At 67.9% G+C, this 18,691-nt stretch carries 19 protein-coding genes; 11 read left to right on the plus strand and 8 right to left on the minus strand.

From position 1 onward, the window contains the following. Positions 1–21: 21 nt before the first annotated feature. Positions 22–918: a LysR family transcriptional regulator gene (locus tag RXV79_RS21955; protein WP_316700221.1), complete on the minus strand. Its 897-nt coding sequence runs from the start codon at positions 916–918 to the stop codon at positions 22–24. A gap of 148 nt (positions 919–1,066) precedes the next feature. On the opposite strand from RXV79_RS21955, the gene RXV79_RS21960 reads away from it, so the two are divergent. The 6 genes from RXV79_RS21960 to RXV79_RS21985 all read left to right on the plus strand — a co-directional run bounded on the left by RXV79_RS21960 (position 1,067) and on the right by RXV79_RS21985 (position 8,339). Beyond that, the gene (locus RXV79_RS21960; protein ID WP_316700222.1) at positions 1,067–1,444 is read left to right on the plus strand and encodes a cupin domain-containing protein; all 378 of its coding nucleotides are present in this window, start codon (positions 1,067–1,069) and stop codon (positions 1,442–1,444) included. 94 nt (positions 1,445–1,538) lie between these two features. After that, on the plus strand, positions 1,539–2,711 hold the full coding sequence (locus tag RXV79_RS21965; protein WP_316700223.1) for an acetyl-CoA C-acyltransferase: 1,173 nt from the start codon (positions 1,539–1,541) through the stop codon (positions 2,709–2,711). 45 nt (positions 2,712–2,756) lie between these two features. Then, positions 2,757–4,862 carry a 3-hydroxyacyl-CoA dehydrogenase NAD-binding domain-containing protein gene (locus RXV79_RS21970; RefSeq protein ID WP_316700224.1) on the plus strand — a complete coding sequence of 702 codons (2,106 nt, stop codon included), beginning with the start codon at positions 2,757–2,759 and terminating at the stop codon, positions 4,860–4,862. A gap of 20 nt (positions 4,863–4,882) precedes the next feature. After that, positions 4,883–6,064, plus strand: coding sequence for an acyl-CoA dehydrogenase family protein (locus RXV79_RS21975; protein WP_316700225.1), 1,182 nt, complete (start codon positions 4,883–4,885; stop codon positions 6,062–6,064). A gap of 12 nt (positions 6,065–6,076) precedes the next feature. Continuing rightward, the gene (locus RXV79_RS21980) at positions 6,077–7,198 is read left to right on the plus strand and encodes an acyl-CoA dehydrogenase family protein (RefSeq protein ID WP_316700226.1); all 1,122 of its coding nucleotides are present in this window, start codon (positions 6,077–6,079) and stop codon (positions 7,196–7,198) included. Positions 7,199–7,364: 166 nt separating this feature from the next. Continuing rightward, positions 7,365–8,339: a S1 family peptidase gene (locus tag RXV79_RS21985; protein ID WP_316700227.1), complete on the plus strand. Its 975-nt coding sequence runs from the start codon at positions 7,365–7,367 to the stop codon at positions 8,337–8,339. Between the two features lie 19 nt (positions 8,340–8,358). On the opposite strand, the gene RXV79_RS21990 is transcribed toward RXV79_RS21985, so the two are convergent. The 3 genes from RXV79_RS21990 to infA all read right to left on the minus strand — a co-directional run bounded on the left by RXV79_RS21990 (position 8,359) and on the right by infA (position 9,207). Continuing rightward, positions 8,359–8,526, minus strand: a complete 168-nt coding sequence (locus tag RXV79_RS21990) for a hypothetical protein (protein WP_316700228.1) — start codon at positions 8,524–8,526, stop codon at positions 8,359–8,361. A gap of 93 nt (positions 8,527–8,619) precedes the next feature. Further along, positions 8,620–8,829 (minus strand): transcription antiterminator/RNA stability regulator CspE, encoded by a 210-nt coding sequence (locus tag RXV79_RS21995; protein ID WP_296729915.1) that lies wholly within the window; start codon positions 8,827–8,829, stop codon positions 8,620–8,622. A 105-nt stretch (positions 8,830–8,934) separates the two neighbouring features. Beyond that, positions 8,935–9,207: a translation initiation factor IF-1 gene (gene infA / locus RXV79_RS22000; RefSeq protein ID WP_316700229.1), complete on the minus strand. Its 273-nt coding sequence runs from the start codon at positions 9,205–9,207 to the stop codon at positions 8,935–8,937. Positions 9,208–9,608: 401 nt separating this feature from the next. Here infA and RXV79_RS22005 point away from each other — a divergent pair, with 401 nt between their 5' ends. The 3 genes from RXV79_RS22005 to RXV79_RS22015 all read left to right on the plus strand — a co-directional run bounded on the left by RXV79_RS22005 (position 9,609) and on the right by RXV79_RS22015 (position 11,059). Beyond that, positions 9,609–10,298: a VIT1/CCC1 transporter family protein gene (locus tag RXV79_RS22005; protein WP_316700230.1), complete on the plus strand. Its 690-nt coding sequence runs from the start codon at positions 9,609–9,611 to the stop codon at positions 10,296–10,298. Positions 10,299–10,364: 66 nt separating this feature from the next. Continuing rightward, complete coding sequence (locus RXV79_RS22010) at positions 10,365–10,538, plus strand: DUF1328 domain-containing protein (protein WP_316700231.1); 174 nt, start codon at positions 10,365–10,367, stop codon at positions 10,536–10,538. 92 nt (positions 10,539–10,630) lie between these two features. Then, positions 10,631–11,059 (plus strand): BLUF domain-containing protein, encoded by a 429-nt coding sequence (locus tag RXV79_RS22015; RefSeq protein WP_316700232.1) that lies wholly within the window; start codon positions 10,631–10,633, stop codon positions 11,057–11,059. Between the two features lie 32 nt (positions 11,060–11,091). On the opposite strand, the gene katG is transcribed toward RXV79_RS22015, so the two are convergent. Beyond that, positions 11,092–13,308, minus strand: coding sequence for a catalase/peroxidase HPI (gene katG / locus RXV79_RS22020; RefSeq protein WP_316700233.1), 2,217 nt, complete (start codon positions 13,306–13,308; stop codon positions 11,092–11,094). Between the two features lie 143 nt (positions 13,309–13,451). On the opposite strand from katG, the gene RXV79_RS22025 reads away from it, so the two are divergent. Continuing rightward, a complete protein-coding gene (locus RXV79_RS22025; protein ID WP_316700234.1) occupies positions 13,452–13,982 on the plus strand; it encodes a hypothetical protein in 531 nt (176 codons plus the stop codon). A gap of 30 nt (positions 13,983–14,012) precedes the next feature. On the opposite strand, the gene RXV79_RS22030 is transcribed toward RXV79_RS22025, so the two are convergent. Continuing rightward, positions 14,013–14,513 carry a CinA family protein gene (locus tag RXV79_RS22030; protein ID WP_316700235.1) on the minus strand — a complete coding sequence of 167 codons (501 nt, stop codon included), beginning with the start codon at positions 14,511–14,513 and terminating at the stop codon, positions 14,013–14,015. A gap of 16 nt (positions 14,514–14,529) precedes the next feature. Next, on the minus strand, positions 14,530–15,411 hold the full coding sequence (locus tag RXV79_RS22035) for a foldase protein PrsA (RefSeq protein WP_316700236.1): 882 nt from the start codon (positions 15,409–15,411) through the stop codon (positions 14,530–14,532). Between the two features lie 152 nt (positions 15,412–15,563). Between RXV79_RS22035 and RXV79_RS22040 the strand changes: the two genes are divergently transcribed. Continuing rightward, a complete protein-coding gene (locus tag RXV79_RS22040) occupies positions 15,564–16,481 on the plus strand; it encodes a Tim44 domain-containing protein (RefSeq protein ID WP_316700237.1) in 918 nt (305 codons plus the stop codon). 60 nt (positions 16,482–16,541) lie between these two features. Here RXV79_RS22040 and RXV79_RS22045 read toward each other — a convergent pair whose 3' ends face one another. Further along, positions 16,542–18,608: a sensor domain-containing diguanylate cyclase gene (locus RXV79_RS22045; protein WP_316700238.1), complete on the minus strand. Its 2,067-nt coding sequence runs from the start codon at positions 18,606–18,608 to the stop codon at positions 16,542–16,544. Positions 18,609–18,691 lie beyond the last annotated feature (83 nt).

Here is an 18,691-nt window from a genome sequence, read left to right on the forward strand (position 1 = left end):
GGCGCCTCGAGGCGCCCTTTTTCATGCCTGCCGTTTGCGCAGCCCGTCAAGCACGTCGAGCGTGGCCTTGACGCGCGGTGGCATCAGGCGCGACGACGGCATCACCAAATTGATCGGCATCGGCGCAGGCCGGTGGGCGGGCAGCACCTCCACCACACGGCCGCTCGAGAGTTCGTCGCTCACCATGTAGTCGGGGACTTGCGCAAGGCCCAGCCCGAGCACAGCAGCAGCCACCATGCCCTCGCCGTCGTTCACCTGGGCACGCGGCTCGGGGTGCAGCACGACCGCGCGGCGGCCCTGGCGCAATTGCCAGGGCCGGCTGCGCCCGCTGCTCGGCAGACGGAAGGTGACGGCCGCGTGGCGCGCAAGGTCGTCGATGCGCCAGGGCGTGCCGTGGGCCGCCAGATAGTCTGGGCTCGCGACGATCACCAGTTGCTGCCAGTCGATGCGGCGTGCGACGAGCGTTGAATCCTGCAGAGCCCCCACGCGGACCGCCATGTCGAGCCCTTCGCGCACGAGGTCGGCGTAGCCGTCTTGCAGGCGCACATCGAGCTTGAGATCGGGGTGCTGGCGCAGCAACTGGCCCAGCAGCGGCATCACGATGCGCCGACCGTAGGTGATGGGCAGGTCGATGCGCAGCGTGCCCGACGGCGCGGCCCGCACGCCGGCCGCTTCGGCCTGCAGATCTTCCACTTCGGCCAACACCCGCTCGCAGCGGCGGTAGAGACGCTCGCCATCGTCGGTGAGGCTGACGCGGCGTGTGGTGCGGTGGAACAGCTTGACACCGAGCTCGGCTTCCAGTCGCGCGATGCTCTTGGCCACGGTGGACGGCGAGCTGCCGAGGTCGCGCGCCGCCTCGGCGAAGCTGCCGCGGCGCGCGGCCTGTGCGAACGACAGGAACTTCTGAACACCGCTCATGCGACCCCACCTCGAAGCGATTGCCGAACTTTCGTCGGCAATGATACGGCGCTGCCGCATCTTCTCTTCAGGGCTGGCCAAGCCCACACTGCCTCCTGTCCCGGCGCCGGCGGACACCTTTCAACGTCATCGCAACACAGGAGAAACCATGAACGTGATCGAACAGACGCGCCCCGAGGCGAGCCCCATCCCAGGCGTCGCGCACAGCACCTTCGCCAGCCACCATCACGGTCTCACGCAGTTGTCGGTCTGGCGGCAGACCCTCAGCCCGGGTGCTGCCACGCCGCCTCACCGCCACGAATGCGACGAGGTCGTGCTCTGCCTGGGCGGCTGGGGCGAGGTGCACAGCGAAGACCGCGTGCAGCGCTTCGGCCCCGACAGCACCGTGGTACTGCCGGCAAACCGCGACCACCAGCTCTTCAATGTGGGCCCGCTGCCGCTCGAGATCATTGGCGTCTTCGCGGCCACCCCGGTGGCCACGTGCCTGCCTGACGGAACGCCGCTCGAGCTGCCTTGGACGAGTTGAAGCACGGGCTGTTCACTGCGCGACAGCGGCCCTCGCGTTTTGTGGTCATCATGGGTTTGGCCCCTTCATCAACGTTCTGCCAGAGGCAACACCCATGACTTCTTCGAACCGTCAGGCCGTCATCGTTTCCTATGCCCGCACCGGCCTCGCGAAGGCCGCGCGCGGCGGCTTCAACATCACGCCGAGCATGACCATGCTCGGCCATGCGATCAAGCACGCAGTCGACCGCTCGAAGGTCGACCCCAAGGAAGTGGAAGACGTGATCGCGGGCCAAGTGGCCGCCTCGGGCAACGTCGCGCGCAGCGCGGGCCTGCTCGCCGGCCTGCCGGTCACGACCAGTGGCATGACGCTCAACCGCGCCTGCTCGTCGGGCCTGAACGCGATCGCGGTCGCGGCCAACTACATCCTCCACGACGGCGCCAACATCATGGTGGCCGGCGGTGTGGACTCGATCAGCCACCAGGGCGGCGGTGGCGGCGGGCAGGACCCGACGCTCACCGACCTGCACCCCGCGATCTGGATGCCGATGATTGACACCGCCGACATCGTGGCGCAGCGCTACGGCATCAGCCGCGAGTACCAGGACGAATACTCGCTGCGCTCGCAGCAGCTGATGGCCGCCGCGCAGAAGGCCGGCAAGTTCAAGGACGAGATCATTTCGGTGAAGACGAAGATGAAGCTCGTCGACAAGGTCACCAAGGCCGAGACCATCGTCGATGCGGTGGTCGACCGCGACGAGTGCAACCGCCCCGACACCACGCTCGAAGGCTTGGCGAAGCTGGAGCCGGTGCGCGGGCCCGGCAAGTTCGTCACGGCGGGCAACGCGAGCCAACTCAGCGATGGCGCGGCCGCGGTGGTGCTGATGGAAGCGAAGGAAGCCGAGAAGCGCGGCCTGCAGCCGCTGGGTGCCTTCAAGGGCTGGGCCGTCGCCGGCTGCGAGCCTGACGAGATGGGCATCGGCCCGGTCTTCGCGATTCCGCGCCTGCTGGAGCGCCACGGGTTGAAGATCGACGACATCGACCTGTGGGAGCTGAACGAGGCCTTCGCCAGTCAGTGCCTCTACAGCCGCGACAAGCTCGGCATCAACCCCGACATCTACAACGTCAACGGTGGGTCGATTGCCATCGGCCACCCCTTCGGCATGACGGGTGCGCGCCTCACCGGCCATGTGCTGATGGAGGGCAAGCGCCGTGGCGCGAAGCATGTGGTGGTGTCGATGTGCATCGGCGGCGGCATGGGCGGCGCGGGGCTGTTCGAAGTGTTCTGAGCGTCTGCTCTGACCCATTCCACACAACAGGACGGAGACAAACCCATGACGATCACTAACAACGGTGCGGTCAGCGAGACCAGTGGCGCCGGCACCTTCACGGTCGAAGGCGACATCGGCATCCTCACCATCGACTACCCGCCGGTCAACGCGCTCTCGCAGGCCACACGCCAGGGCATCGTGTCGGGCATGCAGGCCGCGGCGGCCAACCCCGACGTGAAGGCGGTGGTGCTGATCTGCGCTGGCCGGACCTTCCTCGCCGGCGCCGACATCACCGAATTCGGAAAGCCGCCGAAAGCGCCGAGCCTGCGCGAGGCGCAGGACCTGATCGAGAACTCGTCCAAGCCGGTGATTGCCGCCATCCACGGCACCGCGCTCGGTGGCGGGCTCGAAGTAGCGATGTGCTGCCACTACCGCGTGGGCGTGGAAAGCGCCAAGTGCGGCCTGCCCGAGGTGCTGATCGGCGTGCTGCCCGGCGCCGGCGGCACGCAGCGCCTGCCGCGCCTCGTGGGCGTGGAGAAGGGCCTCGACATGATCGTCAACGGCACGCATGTGCCGGCGAAGGAATGTTTGGCGATGGGCCTGCTCGACGCGCTGGTGCCCGAAGGTGAGCTGCGGTCGAGTGCCATCGCGTTCGCGAAGAAGGTGCTCGCAGAGAACCGGCCCTTGCGCAAGGTGCGAGACCTGGACGACAAGATCGCTGCCGTGCGCGGCAAGCCGGAGATCTTCGCAGCGGTGCGCAAGGCCAACGCGAAGAAGTTCCGCGGCCTGCCGGCGCCCGAGGCCTGCATCCAGTGCGTGGAAGCGGCGGTCAACGGTTCCTTCGAAGACGGCCTCGCCACCGAGCGGCGCCTCTTCCAGCAGCTCGTGACCGGCACCGAGTCGATCGCGCAGCGTTATGCCTTCTTCGCGCAACGTGAAGCCGCCAAGATCCCCGGCATCCCGGCCGACACGCCGCTCGTCGACGTGAAGAAGGTGGGCATCATCGGCGCCGGCACCATGGGCGGTGGCATCGCGATGAACTTCGCCAACGTGGGCATTCCGGTCATCCTCGTCGAGACAGCCCAGGCCGCACTCGACCGCGGCCTCGGCGTCATCCGCAAGAACTACGAGAACTCCGCGAAGAAGGGCCGCTTCACGCAGGAGGAAGTGGAAAAGCGCATGGCCCTCCTCACCGGCACGCTGGAGATGGAGCAGCTCGCCGACTGCGACCTCGTGATCGAAGCCGTGTTCGAGAACATGGCGGTGAAGAAGGAGATCTTCGGCAAGCTCGACCGCATCGTGAAGCCGGGGGCCGTGCTCGCCACCAACACCTCGGCGCTCGACGTGAACGAGATCGCCTCGGCCGCCACCTCGCGGCCCGAAGCCGTCGTCGGCATGCACTTCTTCTCACCCGCCAACGTGATGAAGCTCTTGGAAGTGGTGCGCGGCGCGAAGACCTCCGACACGGCGCTTGCGACCGCCATGCACATCGGCAAAAAGATCGGCAAGGTGGCCGCCATCTCCGGCGTGTGCCCGGGTTTCATCGGCAACCGCATCCTCAGCGCCCGCGGCGCGCAGGCGCACGCCATGCTGATGGAAGGCGCGATGCCGTGGGACATCGACCAGGTGCTCTACGACTTCGGCATGCCGATGGGCCCGTACGCGATGAGCGACCTCGCCGGCCTGGACCTCGGCTGGAGCAAGGACAAGAGCAAGAGCTCGACCATCCGCGAAGTGCTGTGCGAGATGGACCGCCGTGGCCAGAAGACCGGCGCCGGCTACTACGACTACGACGAGAACCGCAACGCCAGGCCGAGCGAGGTGACGAAGAAGGTGATCCTCGACTTCATGGCGAAGGAAGGCCGCACGCCGCGCGAGATCGGCAAGGACGAGATCCTGGAGCGGTGCATCTATGCCATGGTCAACGAGGGCGCCAAGATCCTCGAAGAAGGCATTGCGCTCAGGGCATCCGACATCGACGTGGTGTGGCTCAACGGCTATGGTTGGCCGGTGTACCGCGGCGGGCCGATGTTCTATGCCGACACCGTGGGCCTCGACAACGTGGTCGCGAAGCTGAAGGAGTACGGCCCGCGCATGGGCGCCAACTTCAAGATCTCGCCGCTGCTCGAGAAGATGGCCGCCGACGGCAAGAAATTCGTGCGCACCTGAGACCACTAGGAGACAACGCAATGGACCTGAGCTATTCCCCCGAAGAGCTGGCCTTCCGCGACGAAGTGCGAACCTGGCTCGACACGAACCTGCCCGAAGACATTCGCGAGAAGGTGCGCGAGCACCGCGAGCTGAGCAAGGACGATGTCATGCGCTGGCACCGCATCCTCGCGAAGAAGGGCTGGTCGGTGCCGCACTGGCCCGAAGAATGGGGCGGCACCGGCTGGAACATCACGCAGCGCTACCTCTACCAGGAGCAATTCGGCCTCTCGGGCGCACCCGGCCTGCCGGCCTTCGGGCCCAACATGTGCGCCTCGGTGCTGATGCGCTTCGGCACAAAGGGGCAGAAGGACTACTTCCTGCCGCGCATCCGCGATGGGGTCGACTTCTGGGTGCAGGGCTATTCCGAGCCCGGCGCCGGCTCTGACCTCGCCGCGGTGAAGACACGCGCCGAGCGCAAGGGCGACCACTACGTCGTCAACGGCCAGAAGATCTGGACCACGCTCGGCCACTGGGGCGACTGGATCTTCTGCCTGGTGCGCACCGACCCCACCGCCGAGAAGCGGCAGGAGGGCATCAGCTTCCTGCTGATCGACATGAAGACACCGGGCATCACCGTGCGCCCGCTGATCCTGATGGACGGCGGCCACGAGGTGAACGAAGTCTTCTTCGACGACGTGAAGGTGCCGGTCGAGAACCTCGTGTTCGAAGAGAACAAGGGCTGGACGGTCGCGAAATACCTGCTCGGCCACGAGCGCATGGGCTCGGGCAACGTGGGCGGCAGCAAGCGCATGCTGGTCGAGCTGAAGGAGATCGCCGCGCGCGAGCTGAAGAACGGCAAGCCCCTCGTCGAAGACCTGCGCTTCCGCGACAAGCTCAGCCGCATCGAGATCGACCTGCAGGCGCTGGAGCTCACGTCGATGCGCTTCCTCGACAAGATGCGCCGCAGCGGCCAGCCACCGGGGGCCGACGTGTCGATGCTGAAGATCCGCGGCACCGAGATCGCGCAGGCCATCACGCTGCTCACCTCCGAAGCGCTGGGCCCGAACGCGCAGCCCTTCCGGGCGATCGACGGCGAAGAGCTCGACCCCGTCGCGACCAGCGTCACGCCGCGCTACTTCAACTACCGCAAGGTCAGCATCTACGCCGGCTCGAACGAAGTGCAACGCAACATCATCGCCAAGGCCACGCTGGGCCTGTGAGGAGACGAGAACATGAACTTCGAACTCACCGACGAACAACAGCAGCTGGCCGACTCGCTGCGCAAGTACCTCGGCAACGCCTACGACTTCGAGAAGCGCAAGGCCATCCTCAACTCACCGAGCGGCGTGAATGAGAAGGTGTGGGCCACCTTCGCCGAACTCGGCCTCACCGCGATGACGCTCCCCGAGGCCGATGGTGGCTTCGGCGGCGGTGCGGTCGACCTGATGGCCGTGATGCAGGCCTGTGGTGAAGCGCTGGTGGTCGAGCCCCTGCTCGACAACATCGGCCTCGCCGGCCGTCTGCTCGCCAAGGCCGGCAACGAGGCGCAGCGCAGCGCGTGGCTGCCGGGCTTGGCCGATGGCTCGGTGCAGTTGGCCTTCGCGAGCAGCGAGCCCGGCCACCGCTACGACCTCACGCCGCAGACCACCACCGCCACCAGCACCGCCGATGGCTGGCTGCTCAACGGCGAGAAGATCGTGGTGATCGGCGCGCCGACCGCCACGCGCCTCATCGTGTCGGCGAACAACGGCAACGGCACGAGCCTCTTCCTCGTCGACCCGCAGGCCGCGGGCGTCACGCTCAAGGCCTACCGCACGGTGGATGGCATTCGCGCCGCTGACATCCACTTCAGCCACGTGAAGCTCGGCGCCGATGCCCTGCTCGGCACCGCCGGTGAAGCGCTGCCGCTGGTCGAGGAAGCCGTCGACTTCGCGACCGCCCTGCTCTGCGCCGAGGCCGTGGGCGCGATGCAGTTCGCCTGCGACGCCACGCTCGAATACCTCAAGACGCGCAAGCAGTTCGGCGTGGCGATCGGCTCGTTCCAGGCGCTGCAGCACCGCATGGTCGACATGGTGGTGGCGACCGAAGAGGCGCGCTCGATGGCCATCCTCGCGGCGGCGAAGGCCGATGACGCCAGCCTCACGCCGACCGAGCGGGCCCGCGCCATTTCGGCGGCGAAGGTGAAGATCGCCGAAGCCGCGAAACTCGTGCGGGAAGAATCAGTGCAGCTGCACGGCGGCATGGGCATGACCGAGGAACTGAAGGTATCGCACACCTTCCGCCGGCTCACGATGGCTTCGCAGCGCTTCGGCGATGCGGACCACCACCTGGAACGCTATGCGGCCCTCGCATGACGTTCGGGCGCAAAGCCATTTCGGCACCCGGCCGATGGGCGACGCATGTACGATGGGCCGGCACGTGATGTGAAATCCTGACCGTCCTGACGACGCTTGTTCGTTGAGCACCGACAACCGCGGCCTTGGTCCGCGGTTTTTTCTTCTGGGAGCCCCAATGAAGAACATGCAAGAAGCAAGCGAGAAGATCTGCGAACTCAAGGGCAACCTGGTCGCACTCGAAGCCCTGGTGACAGCCATGATGAAGGTCATGCCACCCGAGGCGCAGGAAGAACTCAAGGGCGTGTTCGAGCAGCACGCCGAGGTCGCGCGCACGGTGCTGCTGCACGTGCCGATCTCGGAGCACTCGATCACCGCCTTCGAGGCCGACGTGGGTCGCACGGGGCGCTTCATCGACCGTGCCGAGGCCGCGGCACACACCGACTCGCCCGCAGGGTGCGACACGGTGCTGCTCACCGTGGCGCGTGTGCACACCTTCTCGGGCGCCACGCCACTCACGGCCGCCACCGGCTTCTTCTTCGAAGCGGCGGGCCGCCTCTACCTCGTGACCTGCCGGCACGTCTTCATCGACCCTGCCAGCGGCCACCACCCCGACCGGCTGGAGATCGAGCTGCACACCGACCGCTCCAACCTCACACAGGTGGCGCAGCTCTCGATGCCGCTCTATCGGAACGGTGTCGCGACCTGGCGCGAAACGCAAGACAGCGCCGGCATGGTCGACGTGGCCGCGCTCGAAATCGACCCGAGCACGCTGCCCGCCAACTGCGTGCTGCAGGCGTGGACACCCGCGCACATCGAGGCCAAGCCGTCGAACGTGCCAGTCGGCGCGTCGCTCGTGGTGATGGGGTTTCCGCTGGGCTTTCACGACACGCTGCACCATCTGCCGGTGATCCGGCAAGGGCAGGTCGCGTCATCGTTCGGCTTGCGCTTCCAGGGGCAGGGCTACTTCCTGACGGACGCACGAACGCACCGGGGCACCAGTGGCGCGCCAGTGTTGAGTCACCAGCACGGGGGCTGGAAGCTGCTGGGGGTTCACGCTGCGCGGCTCGACATGTCGGCACGCAGCCACAGCGACGACGAGTCGCTCGGGTTGAATTCGGCGTGGTACGCCGACGTGCTGGCCCGGTTGACGACGCACTGAGCGTGCGCCACGGGGATGGTCAGTCCATCCCCGCCGTCAACTGCTTGCACATGTTGAGCCCCACCTCCGTCAATCGGAGGCTGCCACCATTCCACTCCAGCCAGTTCAGCGCGACATAGTCTTCGATGTCGCCGTCGGGCACCTCGGCCGCCCGGCACCTGCGCAGCAGGTCCACGGTGGCGAGCAAGGTGTCTCTCAGGGCTTCACGGCGTGAGGGCGAGGGCAACGCACGAGGCGCATCCACGATGGCGTCCGTTCGTCGGGGCGAGGGTGGGCAGGGTCAGATGCCGCGGATGCGCGAGGCTTGCGGGCCCTTCTGGCCTTGGGTCACTTCGAATTCAACGCGCTGGTTCTCGAGCAGCGTCTTGAAGCCAGTGCCCTGGATTTCCTTGAAGTGGGCAAAGAGGTCTTTGCCGCCGTTGTCGGGGGCGATGAAGCCAAAGCCCTTGCTTTCGTTGAACCATTTCACGGTGCCGGTTTCGGTGGTCATGTCGTATTCCTTCAGTGGGGGAGAAAAGAGGCACCAGCTGTTGCTGGTGCGGGTGAGCAGAGTCTGGATCTGGGCGCTGAATTCTTGAGTCGTCATTCAGCCCGATCAGCGGCGCCCGAAACGGGCGGCGCCCGCGCCCGGCGGGGGTGCGCCCCGGCGGTCGAGGTGGCGGAACGTGATGCGGCCCTTGCTCAGGTCATAGGGCGACAACTCAAGCGACACGCTGTCGCCCGCGAGGATGCGGATGTGATGCTTGCGCATCTTGCCGCCGGTGTAGGCGATGAGCTGGTGTCCGTTTTCCAGCGTCACGCGAAAGCGCGAGTCCGGCAGGATTTCGTTCACGGTGCCGTTCATTTCAATCAGTTCTTCCTTGGCCATGTATTCCCTGTGCAAGGTTTCGAAGTGGTCGCACCACGGGCCGGGGCGCCGCGATACATCGGAGAGTGGCGTGCCCTCGAAGCGAGGACGGCCGGTGGTAGTGGAGGGGAGCGTGCGAGGCACGCCAGCGGCGGGTGAACTCGATCCCGCGGGTGGCTGGCAGGGGTAGATGCTGCGAGCCAGGGCTGCCAGAGGAGCCTGGGTTGCGCTGGGCAACGGGCTTGGCCAAGGAGGAAGATCACTCGGATCTCAGCGCTGCCCAGAGAACTCTTGGGGGGAGGGGCCTGGGCGCGTCGAGCCCGCATGTTACCTCGTATGGCCCTCGAGCGGTTGGCCGGGTCATTCCGGCCGCGATCGAAGCCGCAAGACCTGGGCGACTCGGCCACCAGTACATTGCCGCCATGAGACACAGCGAAAGACACAGGACGCACCGCACAGGCTGGCTGCGGGCCGCGGTATTGGGCGCCAATGACGGGATCGTCTCCACGGCAAGCCTCATCCTCGGCGTGGCCGCCACAGGTGCCGGCACCAAGGCCATCCTGGTGGCGGGCGTGGCGAGCCTCGTGGCCGGCGCCATGTCGATGGCGGCGGGTGAATACGTCTCGGTGAGTTCGCAGGCAGACACCGAGAACGCCGACCTGGCCCGTGAACGAACCGAGCTGGCCGAAGACCCCAAGCAGGAACACGCGGAGCTCACCAACATCTACCGCCAGCGCGGCCTCAGCGAAGCCCTCGCGTCAAGTGTTGCGACACAGTTGATGGCCCACGACGCACTGGGAGCGCATGCCCGTGACGAACTCGGAATTTCCGACACGCTCACGGCCAAACCCGTACAAGCCGCACTCGCTTCGGCAGCCACCTTCGCTGCGGGTGCACTGCTGCCCTTGCTCGTGGTGCTGCTGCTGCCGGCACCCGCGCTCATGTGGGGTGTCGCAACGAGCTCGCTTGTCTTTCTCGCCGGCCTCGGTGCCATTGCGGCGCGCGCTGGAGGCTCACCTGTCTTGCTGTCCGCGGGGCGTGTCACGTTCTGGGGGGCGCTCGCGATGGCGCTGACGGCGGGTGTCGGCGCCCTTTTCGGCGTCGCAGCCTGAGTTCTCGGGTCGCGCAGACAACGGCACGCCGATTGCTCAGACGGCCTCAACCAAGGAGACCATCACATGCTCAAGTGGGCCATCATCTTCTTCATCATCTCGCTCGTGGCCGGCCTGTTCGGCTTCACGGGTGTCGCCTCGGGGTCGCGCAAGATCGCCAAAGTGCTTTTCGCGATCGCGCTCGTCATCTTCCTGATCGTGCTGGTTTTCGGCGTGCTCCTCGGCACCCTGGTGTTCTAGGCTGCGAACTTGTGCACAGCCTCTGACGAGGCTGGGCTACGGAAGCCCGCGCGACGGCCGATAACGGATCTTGCGCAGTACCGATCCGCCCCATGTCCATCGTCCAGGTCTTCTACATCAGCCGTTGCGGCCCGACCGTCACACCCACCGACGTGCATCGCATCGTGGGGAGTTCGCAGGTGCGCAACCGGCGCCGGCAGGTGACGGGCCTGCTCGCCTACAGCGGGCGGCATTTCGTTCAGGTGGTGGAAGGCAGCGCGGCCGAGGTCGATGGCCTGCTCAACAGCCTCGTGGAAGATCCGCGGCATGAAGGCATGCGGGTGCTGCAGCGGCTCGACGGCGTGCCACGCCGGTTTGGCCATTGGGCGATGCACCTCGTCGACAGCGCCGCCCGTGCAGACGAGATCGAGCGGCTGTTTTCCGCGCCGCAGCCTCCCGACGAGGCCGACGCCCGCAACCTGCTCGACGCCCTCACCGCCGACGTGAGCTGGCAACGCGCCGACGACCTCGCGCCCTGCTGAGCGCCCGCACGCGCCTCGCGGCGCGCGGCGGCTCACAGCAGGTCGTAGCGGTCGAGGTTCATCACCTTGACCCACGCCCGCGCGAAGTCGCGCACCAGCACCTGCTGACCATCGTCAGCCGACGCATACACCTCCGACAACGCACGCAGCTGCGCGTTGGAGCCGAACACGAGGTCGACGGCGGTGGCCGTCCACTTCAGCTGACCACTCTTGCGGTCGCGGCCTTCGAGCACGCCGTCGCCGCTCTCGGCACGGGCCCACTGGGTGCGCATGTCGAGCAGGTTGACGAAGAAGTCGTTGCTCAGTGTGTCGCCCTTGGTGGTGAAGACGCCGTGCTTCGTGTGGCCGTGGTTGGCACCGAGCACACGCAGGCCGCCGATGAGCGCCGTCATCTCGGGGGCGCTCAGCGTGAGCAACTGCGCCTTGTCGATCAGCAGCTCGGCCACCGAGCCTTCGAGGCCCTGGCCCTTCTTCACGTAGTTGCGGAAACCGTCGGCGATGGGCTCCAGGTACTGCATGGCGTCGACATCGGTCTGGTCTTGCGACGCATCGGTGCGGCCTGGTGAGAACGGCACGGTGAGGTCGACACCGGCCTTCTTCGCGGCGGCTTCGACGGCCGCGGTGCCGGCCAGCACGATCATGTCGGCCATCGAGATCTTCTTGCCGCCCGTCTGGGCGTCATTGAACGCCTTGCGCACATCGTCAAGCTTGGCGAGCACACGGCCAAGCTCGGCGGGCTGGTTCACCTCCCACTCCTTCTGCGGCGCAAGGCGGATGCGTGCGCCGTTGGCGCCGCCGCGCTTGTCGCCACCGCGGAAGGTGGAGGCCGAGGCCCACGCCGTCGTCACGAGCTGCGAGATGCTGAGGCCGGAGGCGAGCACCTTGGCCTTGAGCTCAGTCACGTCTTCGTCGCTGACCAGCGGGTGGTCGACCTCGGGCACCGGGTCTTGCCACAGCAGCACTTCGTCCGGCACGAGCTTGCCGAGGTAGCGCGAGCGCGGTCCCATGTCACGGTGGGTCAGCTTGTACCAGGCGCGGGCGAAGGCGTCGGCGAGCTGGTCGGGGTTCTGCAGGAAGCGGCGCGAGATCTTCTCGTAGGCTGGGTCGACCCTGAGCGCCAGGTCGGCGGTGGTCATCATCGGCGCGTGGCGCTTCTTCGGGTCGTGTGCGTCGGGCACGGTGCCCGCACCGGCGCCGCCCTTGGGGCGCCACTGGTGGGCGCCGGCCGGGCTCTTGGTCAGCTCCCACTCATAGCCGAAGAGGGTCTCGAAGTAGCTGTTGTCCCACTTGGTCGGCGTGGGCGTCCACGCGCCTTCGATGCCGCTCGTGATGGTGTAGACGCCCATGCCGTTGCCGAAGGCGTTCTTCCAGCCGAGACCCATGTCTTCGATGGGCGCCGCTTCGGGGTCGTGAGCCACGTGCTTGGCCTCGCCGGCACCGTGCGCCTTGCCGAAGGTGTGGCCACCGGCGACGAGCGCGACCGTCTCTTCGTCGTTCATCGCCATGCGCTTGAAGGTCTCGCGGATGTCGCGGGCCGAGGCCAGCGGGTCGGGCTTGCCGTTGGGGCCTTCGGGGTTGACGTAGATGAGGCCCATCTGCACCGCGGCCAGCGGGTTGGCGAGGTCGCGGTCACCGGCGTAGCGCTCGTCGCCGAGCCAGGTGGTTTCGGGGCCCCAGTAGATGTCGGTCTCGGGCTCCCAGATGTCGGCGCGGCCGCCGGCGAAGCCGAAGGTCTTGAAGCCCATCGATTCGAGGGCGACGTTGCCGGCGAGGATCATCAGGTCGGCCCACGAGAGCTTCTTGCCGTACTTCTGCTTGATGGGCCACAGGAGGCGGCGCGCCTTGTCGAGGTTGCCGTTGTCGGGCCAGCTGTTGAGCGGGGCGAAGCGTTGCGCGCCGGTGCCGGCGCCGCCGCGTCCGTCTTGCACGCGGTAGGTGCCGGCCGAGTGCCAGGCCATGCGGATGAAGAAGGGGCCGTAGTGGCCGTAGTCGGCGGGCCACCAGTCCTGCGAGTCGGTCATCAGGGCGTTGAGGTCCTTGACGACGGCGTCGAGGTCGAGCGTCTTGAACTCGCGCGCGTACTTGAAGTCCTCGCCCATCGGGTTGGCCTTGGCCGAATGCAGGTGGAGGATGGCAAGGTTCAACTGATCGGGCCACCAGTCACGGTTGCCCTTGGCACCGGCGGCGGTGTGCTTGCGTGGCGGTTGTTGTGCAGCGCCCGAGAACGGGCATTTGGCTTCGGTCGACATGCTTGCCTCCTGTGTGAATGACGACTGCGGGGAGTGCGGGTGATGGTCGGCGCCCAGCCCGCAGTCGGTCAATTTGGAGAACGCAATGGCTTCCATAGGCCGTGGGTCAATGGCACCGATAGGTCGGTGTAGGCTTGCGCGCCATGCAGCCCACCCGCTCCTACCCCTTCCTGCTCATCACCCTGCTGGCGGCGCTCGCTGGCCCGTCGACGGCGGCCGAGCCGCCCGCCACATTTGCCGGGCTGTGGGAAGACTGCACCAGCTTCCCCGGCACCTGCTACGGCTACCGCCTGGCGCAGGACGGAGCGCGCGTCTGCGGATCGCTGACGGAGGCGCCGGCCGCCGGCAACGGTCCACGCAAGCACGGCCACATCCGCGGCGTGGTGCAAGGCAACCTGCTGACGCAGGTGGCGGTGTGCGGTGTCGAGTCGCGCAGCGCGTGCCCGACGGTGCTCATCGCCAACCGGCGCGGCCTGCTGCGCTGCGGCGAAGGCCTGGCCGAGACGGGTGGGCGGCGCTACACGTGTGAAGAGTGGGCCGGCCTCAAGCAGCCGAGCCCCTACCGGCCGGTGAGTGCGGAGGCGTTCGACCAGCGCTTCGGCGCGCCGCCGCCTTCGCTGTGCGACGTGCCGGTGACCCCGGAGGCCAACGCGCCAGCGCCGTCGAAGCAGTGAGCGGCGCGGCGGCGACTTCGTGCCAGCCGCTCAGGGGCCGGGCGCGGCGGCGAGGGCCTCGTCGAGCAGCTCAAGTGCGGCCATCGCAAAGCTCACCATGTTGGTCGCGCGGTCCGCGGTGCCGGTGCGCAGGAGCCGGTCGAGCATGACCGGGCCATCGACGGCCAGGCAGCTGTGGCCGGCCGGGTCGCCATACGGGTTGCCCTCTGGGCCGGCCGCGCCGGTTTCGGCGAGGCCCCAGCTGGCACGAAAGCGCTCGCGCTGGTGGCGCGCCATGAGCCTGGCATAGGGCACGGTGGACGAGCGCAGCCCGGCCATGTCGTCCGCCGTCAGCGTGGTGAAGCGGCGAAAGGCGCGGCGCGTGTAGACGACCGCGCCGCCGAGGTAGTAGCTGGAGGCGCCCGCCCGCGACAGCAGCGCCGCGGAGATGAGCCCACCGGCCGACGACTCGGCGATGGCGATGGTCTCGCCGCGTGCGACGAGCCGATCGCCGATGCGTTCGCCCAGGGCGAAGAGTTCGGCGAGGCCCATCGTGCGGGCAGAGACCTTACTTGGACGCCGCCGAAGCTGCAGGTGCGGCAGCCGCCGGGGCCGACGCCGCCGATGCCAGCTCGATCTTGGCAGCGGCCTTCAGCGCGTCGATCTGCTTGCGCATGTTCTGCTGCTGCAGCTGCTGGCTGAGCTGCGGCTTGACGGTCTCGAGCGCGGGCGCTTCGATCGGGCGCGAGTCGTCGAGCTGGATCACGTGGTAGCCGAACTGCGTCTTCACCGGCTCCTCGGTGATCTTGCCCTTCTCGAGCTTGGACAGCGCGGCGCTGAACTCGGGCACCATCTGCTGCGGGTTGAACCAGCCGAGGTCACCGCCGGTGGCCTTGGAGCCGGTGTCCTTGCTCTTTTCCTTGGCGAGCTTCTCGAAGGCCGCGGGCGTCTTCTTGAGCGTGGCGATGATGGCCTTCGCATCGGCCTCCTTCTCGACCAGGATGTGGCGCGCCTTGTATTCGGTGCCGGCCGTCGAGGCCTTGAGGCGGTCGTACTCGGCCTTCAGGGCTTCGTCGGTGACGGGGTTCTTCTTGATCCAGTCTTCGACGTAGGCGTTGGCCAGCGCCGACTGGCGCACGGTTTCCATCTGGTTCAGGTACTCGGGCGATTTGTCGAGGCCCTGCTTCACGGCCTCTTGCGCCACCACGGCCTGCAGCACGAGGCTGTCGACCAGGGCCTTGCGGGCTTCGGGCGGCACGGGCTGGCCGTTGGCGCGCTGCTTGATGACCTGGTCGACCTGCCCTTGCGAGATGGCGACACCGTTGACGGTGGCTTCGGCCGGGCCGGTGTCGGCAGCGGCGGGCTTGTCGTCTTTGCGGGCATTGCAGGCGCCGAGCGCCAGGAGGGAGGCAGCGCCGATCAGCAGGAGGCCGGATTTGAGGTTACGCATGGAAATGTCTCGGTCGTTGTAATGACCGCGGAGTATCGCAACTGTTGAAGGCGGCCGTTTCGGTGGGCCCGGCGGAACTCGCTTTCGGGTTTTCCGTCTGAAACGTGTCACGCTTCGGCACTTCTTCTTCACCCCACCCCATGAGAACCCCCATGAAACATTTCCTGCTGAGCACGCTGATCGCCGTGTCGGGCCTCGGCCTCGTGGCCGAAGGTGTGGAGGCCAAGCGGCTCGGCGGAGGCTCCACCTCGGGCTTCAAGCGGCAGACGCCCCCGCCGCAGCAGCCGAACCCTGCAACGCCCGCCACGCCCGCTGCCACGCCCAACGCCGCCGCGCCGGCGGCTGCCGCAGGCCCTGCCGCCGCCGCTGCCGCCGCACCCAAGCGCTCGTGGATGGGCCCGATCGCCGGGCTGGCCGCAGGCCTCGGCCTGGCCGCGCTCTTCAGCCACCTGGGCCTGGGCGCCGAGATGGCCAATTTCCTCATGATCGCCTTGCTGGCCGTCGCGGCCTTCTTCCTCATCCGCTTCCTGATGCGGCGGTTCGGGCCGGCACCGGCGCGCACACCAGCCCTCGCCACGCCGGGCGGCATGCAGTTCGCCGGCCACGGCGCCCCGGCCTTCGGCTCCGGCTCGGGAGCAGGTGCGCCCGTCCAGGCGGCGGTGCCGCAAGCCGCCGCAATGGGAAGCCTGCCGGCCGGGTTCGACGCACCCGCCTTCGTGCGCGTCGCCAAGCTGATCTTCATCCGCATGCAGGCGGCCAACGATGCGGCCAATCTCGACGACCTGCGCCAGTTCTCCACGCCGGAGATGTTTGCGGTGTTCCGTCTCGAGTTGCAGGACCGCAAGGGCGCCCCGCAGAAGACCGACGTGGTGCAGCTCGACGCCGAGGTGGTCGACTACGCCGAAGAGCGCGACCAGTACATCGTGAGCGTGCGATTCCACGGCATGGTCCGCGAAGAAGCGGAGCACGCGGCCGAACCCTTCGACGAGGTCTGGCACCTCGTCAAGCCGACCGACGGCAGCCGCGAGTGGGCCATCGCCGGCATCGCGCAGAGCACGGCCGCCGCTTGACGTTCTCCTCGGCCACCGGCGCCGTCCGCGGCCCCGGCAGCTGAGGTCGTCGTCGGCCGTTCAGGCTTCGACCGCGTCCTGCGCCGAAGCGGCCGACGCCAGACCGGCCGCGGAGGGCACTGCTGCCGCCCGCACGCAGTTGCGCCCGTCGTGCTTGGCCTGGTAGAGCGCGGCGTCAGCGCGTGCCAGCAAGGCTTCGAGGTGCTCGTCGTGCGGGCTCAGGCTCGCGATGCCAATGCTCGTGGTGACGGGGATCGGCAAGCCGTCGTCGCCGGCCACGTTCGAGCTCGCAATGGCCTCGCGCACCCGCTCGGCGACAACGAGCGCCCCGTCGAGATCGGTCTCGGGCAGCAGCACGATGAACTCTTCGCCACCCCATCGGCCGAAGCGGTCGATCTCGCGCAATTGCGTGCCGCACGCCGCGGCCACCTGCTGCAGCACACGGTCGCCAGCCTGGTGGCCGTGGGTGTCGTTCACGCGCTTGAAGTGGTCGATGTCGAGCAGCAGGGCGGCGATTGGCTTGCCGTGCCGGCGCGCGCGGCGCAGCTCCGCCTGCGCAGCCTCGCTCACCGCGCGGCGGTTCAGTGCCCCGGTCAGCGGGTCGGTCGTGGCCAGGGCTTCGAGCTGGTCGCGGGTCTGCTTGAGCGCACTCACGTCGGTCAGGCTGCACAGCCACGCCGGCTCTTCCTCGTGCACCACGGGCACGCAGCGCACCAGCAGCCACAGCGGCGAGCCGTCGGCGCGCAGCAGCGGGCGGTTGGCCATGGTGTCGACGTTGCTCAGCGTCTGCTCGGTGAGCGACTGGATCAGCTCACGCAACTGGCGATGGGCGCTTTCGGCCACGGTCTCGGGGTCGCCGTGCGCGGGAGCGTCGAACAGATGCATCAGCGCCTCGTTGGCCACGAGGATGGACATGTCGGACTGACGCATCACCGCCACCGGCGCGGGCGCGGCCTGCAGCACTTCTTCGGCGGCCTTGCGGCGCAGCTCGACCACGGCATGGCGGCGGCGCGACTCGGCGTAGGCCAGCAGACACAGCAGCACCACTACACCGCAGCCTTCCACCCACATGCCGCGCAGGGCCGTGAGACGCAGTTCGGCGCGGTCGACCATGAGGACGTAGCGCCAGGGTGTGGCCTCGATGTCGAACACGGCCGCCTCTTCGGCGCCCAGGTGGAGCCGGTTGTTGGCCGGCGCGGTGCTCAGCAAGGCCCAGCGCCCGGGCGCAGCGCCACGTGACTGGGCCACGTCGTCGAGCGTGGGCGCCTGGGGTGTCGACACGCCCACCAGCGTGGGATGGGCGATGACCCGCTCGTCCTCGTTCAGGATGAAGGCGGTGGCGATGCCGAGCGCGGGCCGCCGCAGGTATTGCGAGAGGTTGTCGAGCTGGAAGTCCATCGCGGCCACGCCGCGGTAGTGGCCGTCGGCATCGTCGATGGGAACGGCCAGCGTGCTGATGAGGCCGTTGCCCTTCGGGTCGTCGTAGGCCGCCGACCACGCGGGCAGGCGCCCCGGGTTGGAGGCGACAAGCCCGCTGCGGTAGGCCACGCCCTGCAGCATGTCCGTCGTGAAGAGCTGCAGGTCGTCCTGCGCGGGCGGATAGACGAGGTGAAAGCCCTGGCCCGAGAGGTAGTACACCGCCACCGCGGCCGCCTGCGTCGTCTTCGCGCGGATGAGCGCTGGGCTGAGCGAGAGTGAAATCTCGATCTCGCGCGCCAGATCGCTCCCGCGTGCGGGCATGGCGCCCACCAGGCTGAAGGCCGGCCAGTCGCGGTAGATGGAGTTGTTGAGGCGCGTCTCGCGGTGCACGGCTTGCGCATTCGGCATGAGCACGAAGGTGCCCGGCAGGTCGAGCCGCTGGACCATCTGCGACCGCCGCGCCTCGCTCATCTGGATGCCCGGCTGGCGGAAGAGCCCGTTGGCCACGCCCTGCAGCATGTAGACCGCATCGCGCGCCGAGCGGGTCGACAGACTCACCTCGCGGGCAGCGTCGCGGCCGGCGTCGACCATGCCCCGCCACAACTGGTCCTGCCGGGACGACCACGCCGCCTCGAACGCGCCGAGGGCCGACGCCGCCACGGCGAGGTATGCGACCCACAACCAACGAGCGCTGACGGACTTGAACAAAGGGGCCTCACGGCAACCCGCACCACTGCGTTCCCCGGAATGGGGCGTGGGGCTGCGTGCACCTTATCGGCGCATGGCGCGCC

Origin of the sequence: Piscinibacter gummiphilus (genome assembly GCF_032681285.1) — a bacterium.
Taxonomy (GTDB): domain Bacteria; phylum Pseudomonadota; class Gammaproteobacteria; order Burkholderiales; family Burkholderiaceae_C; genus Rhizobacter; species Rhizobacter gummiphilus_A.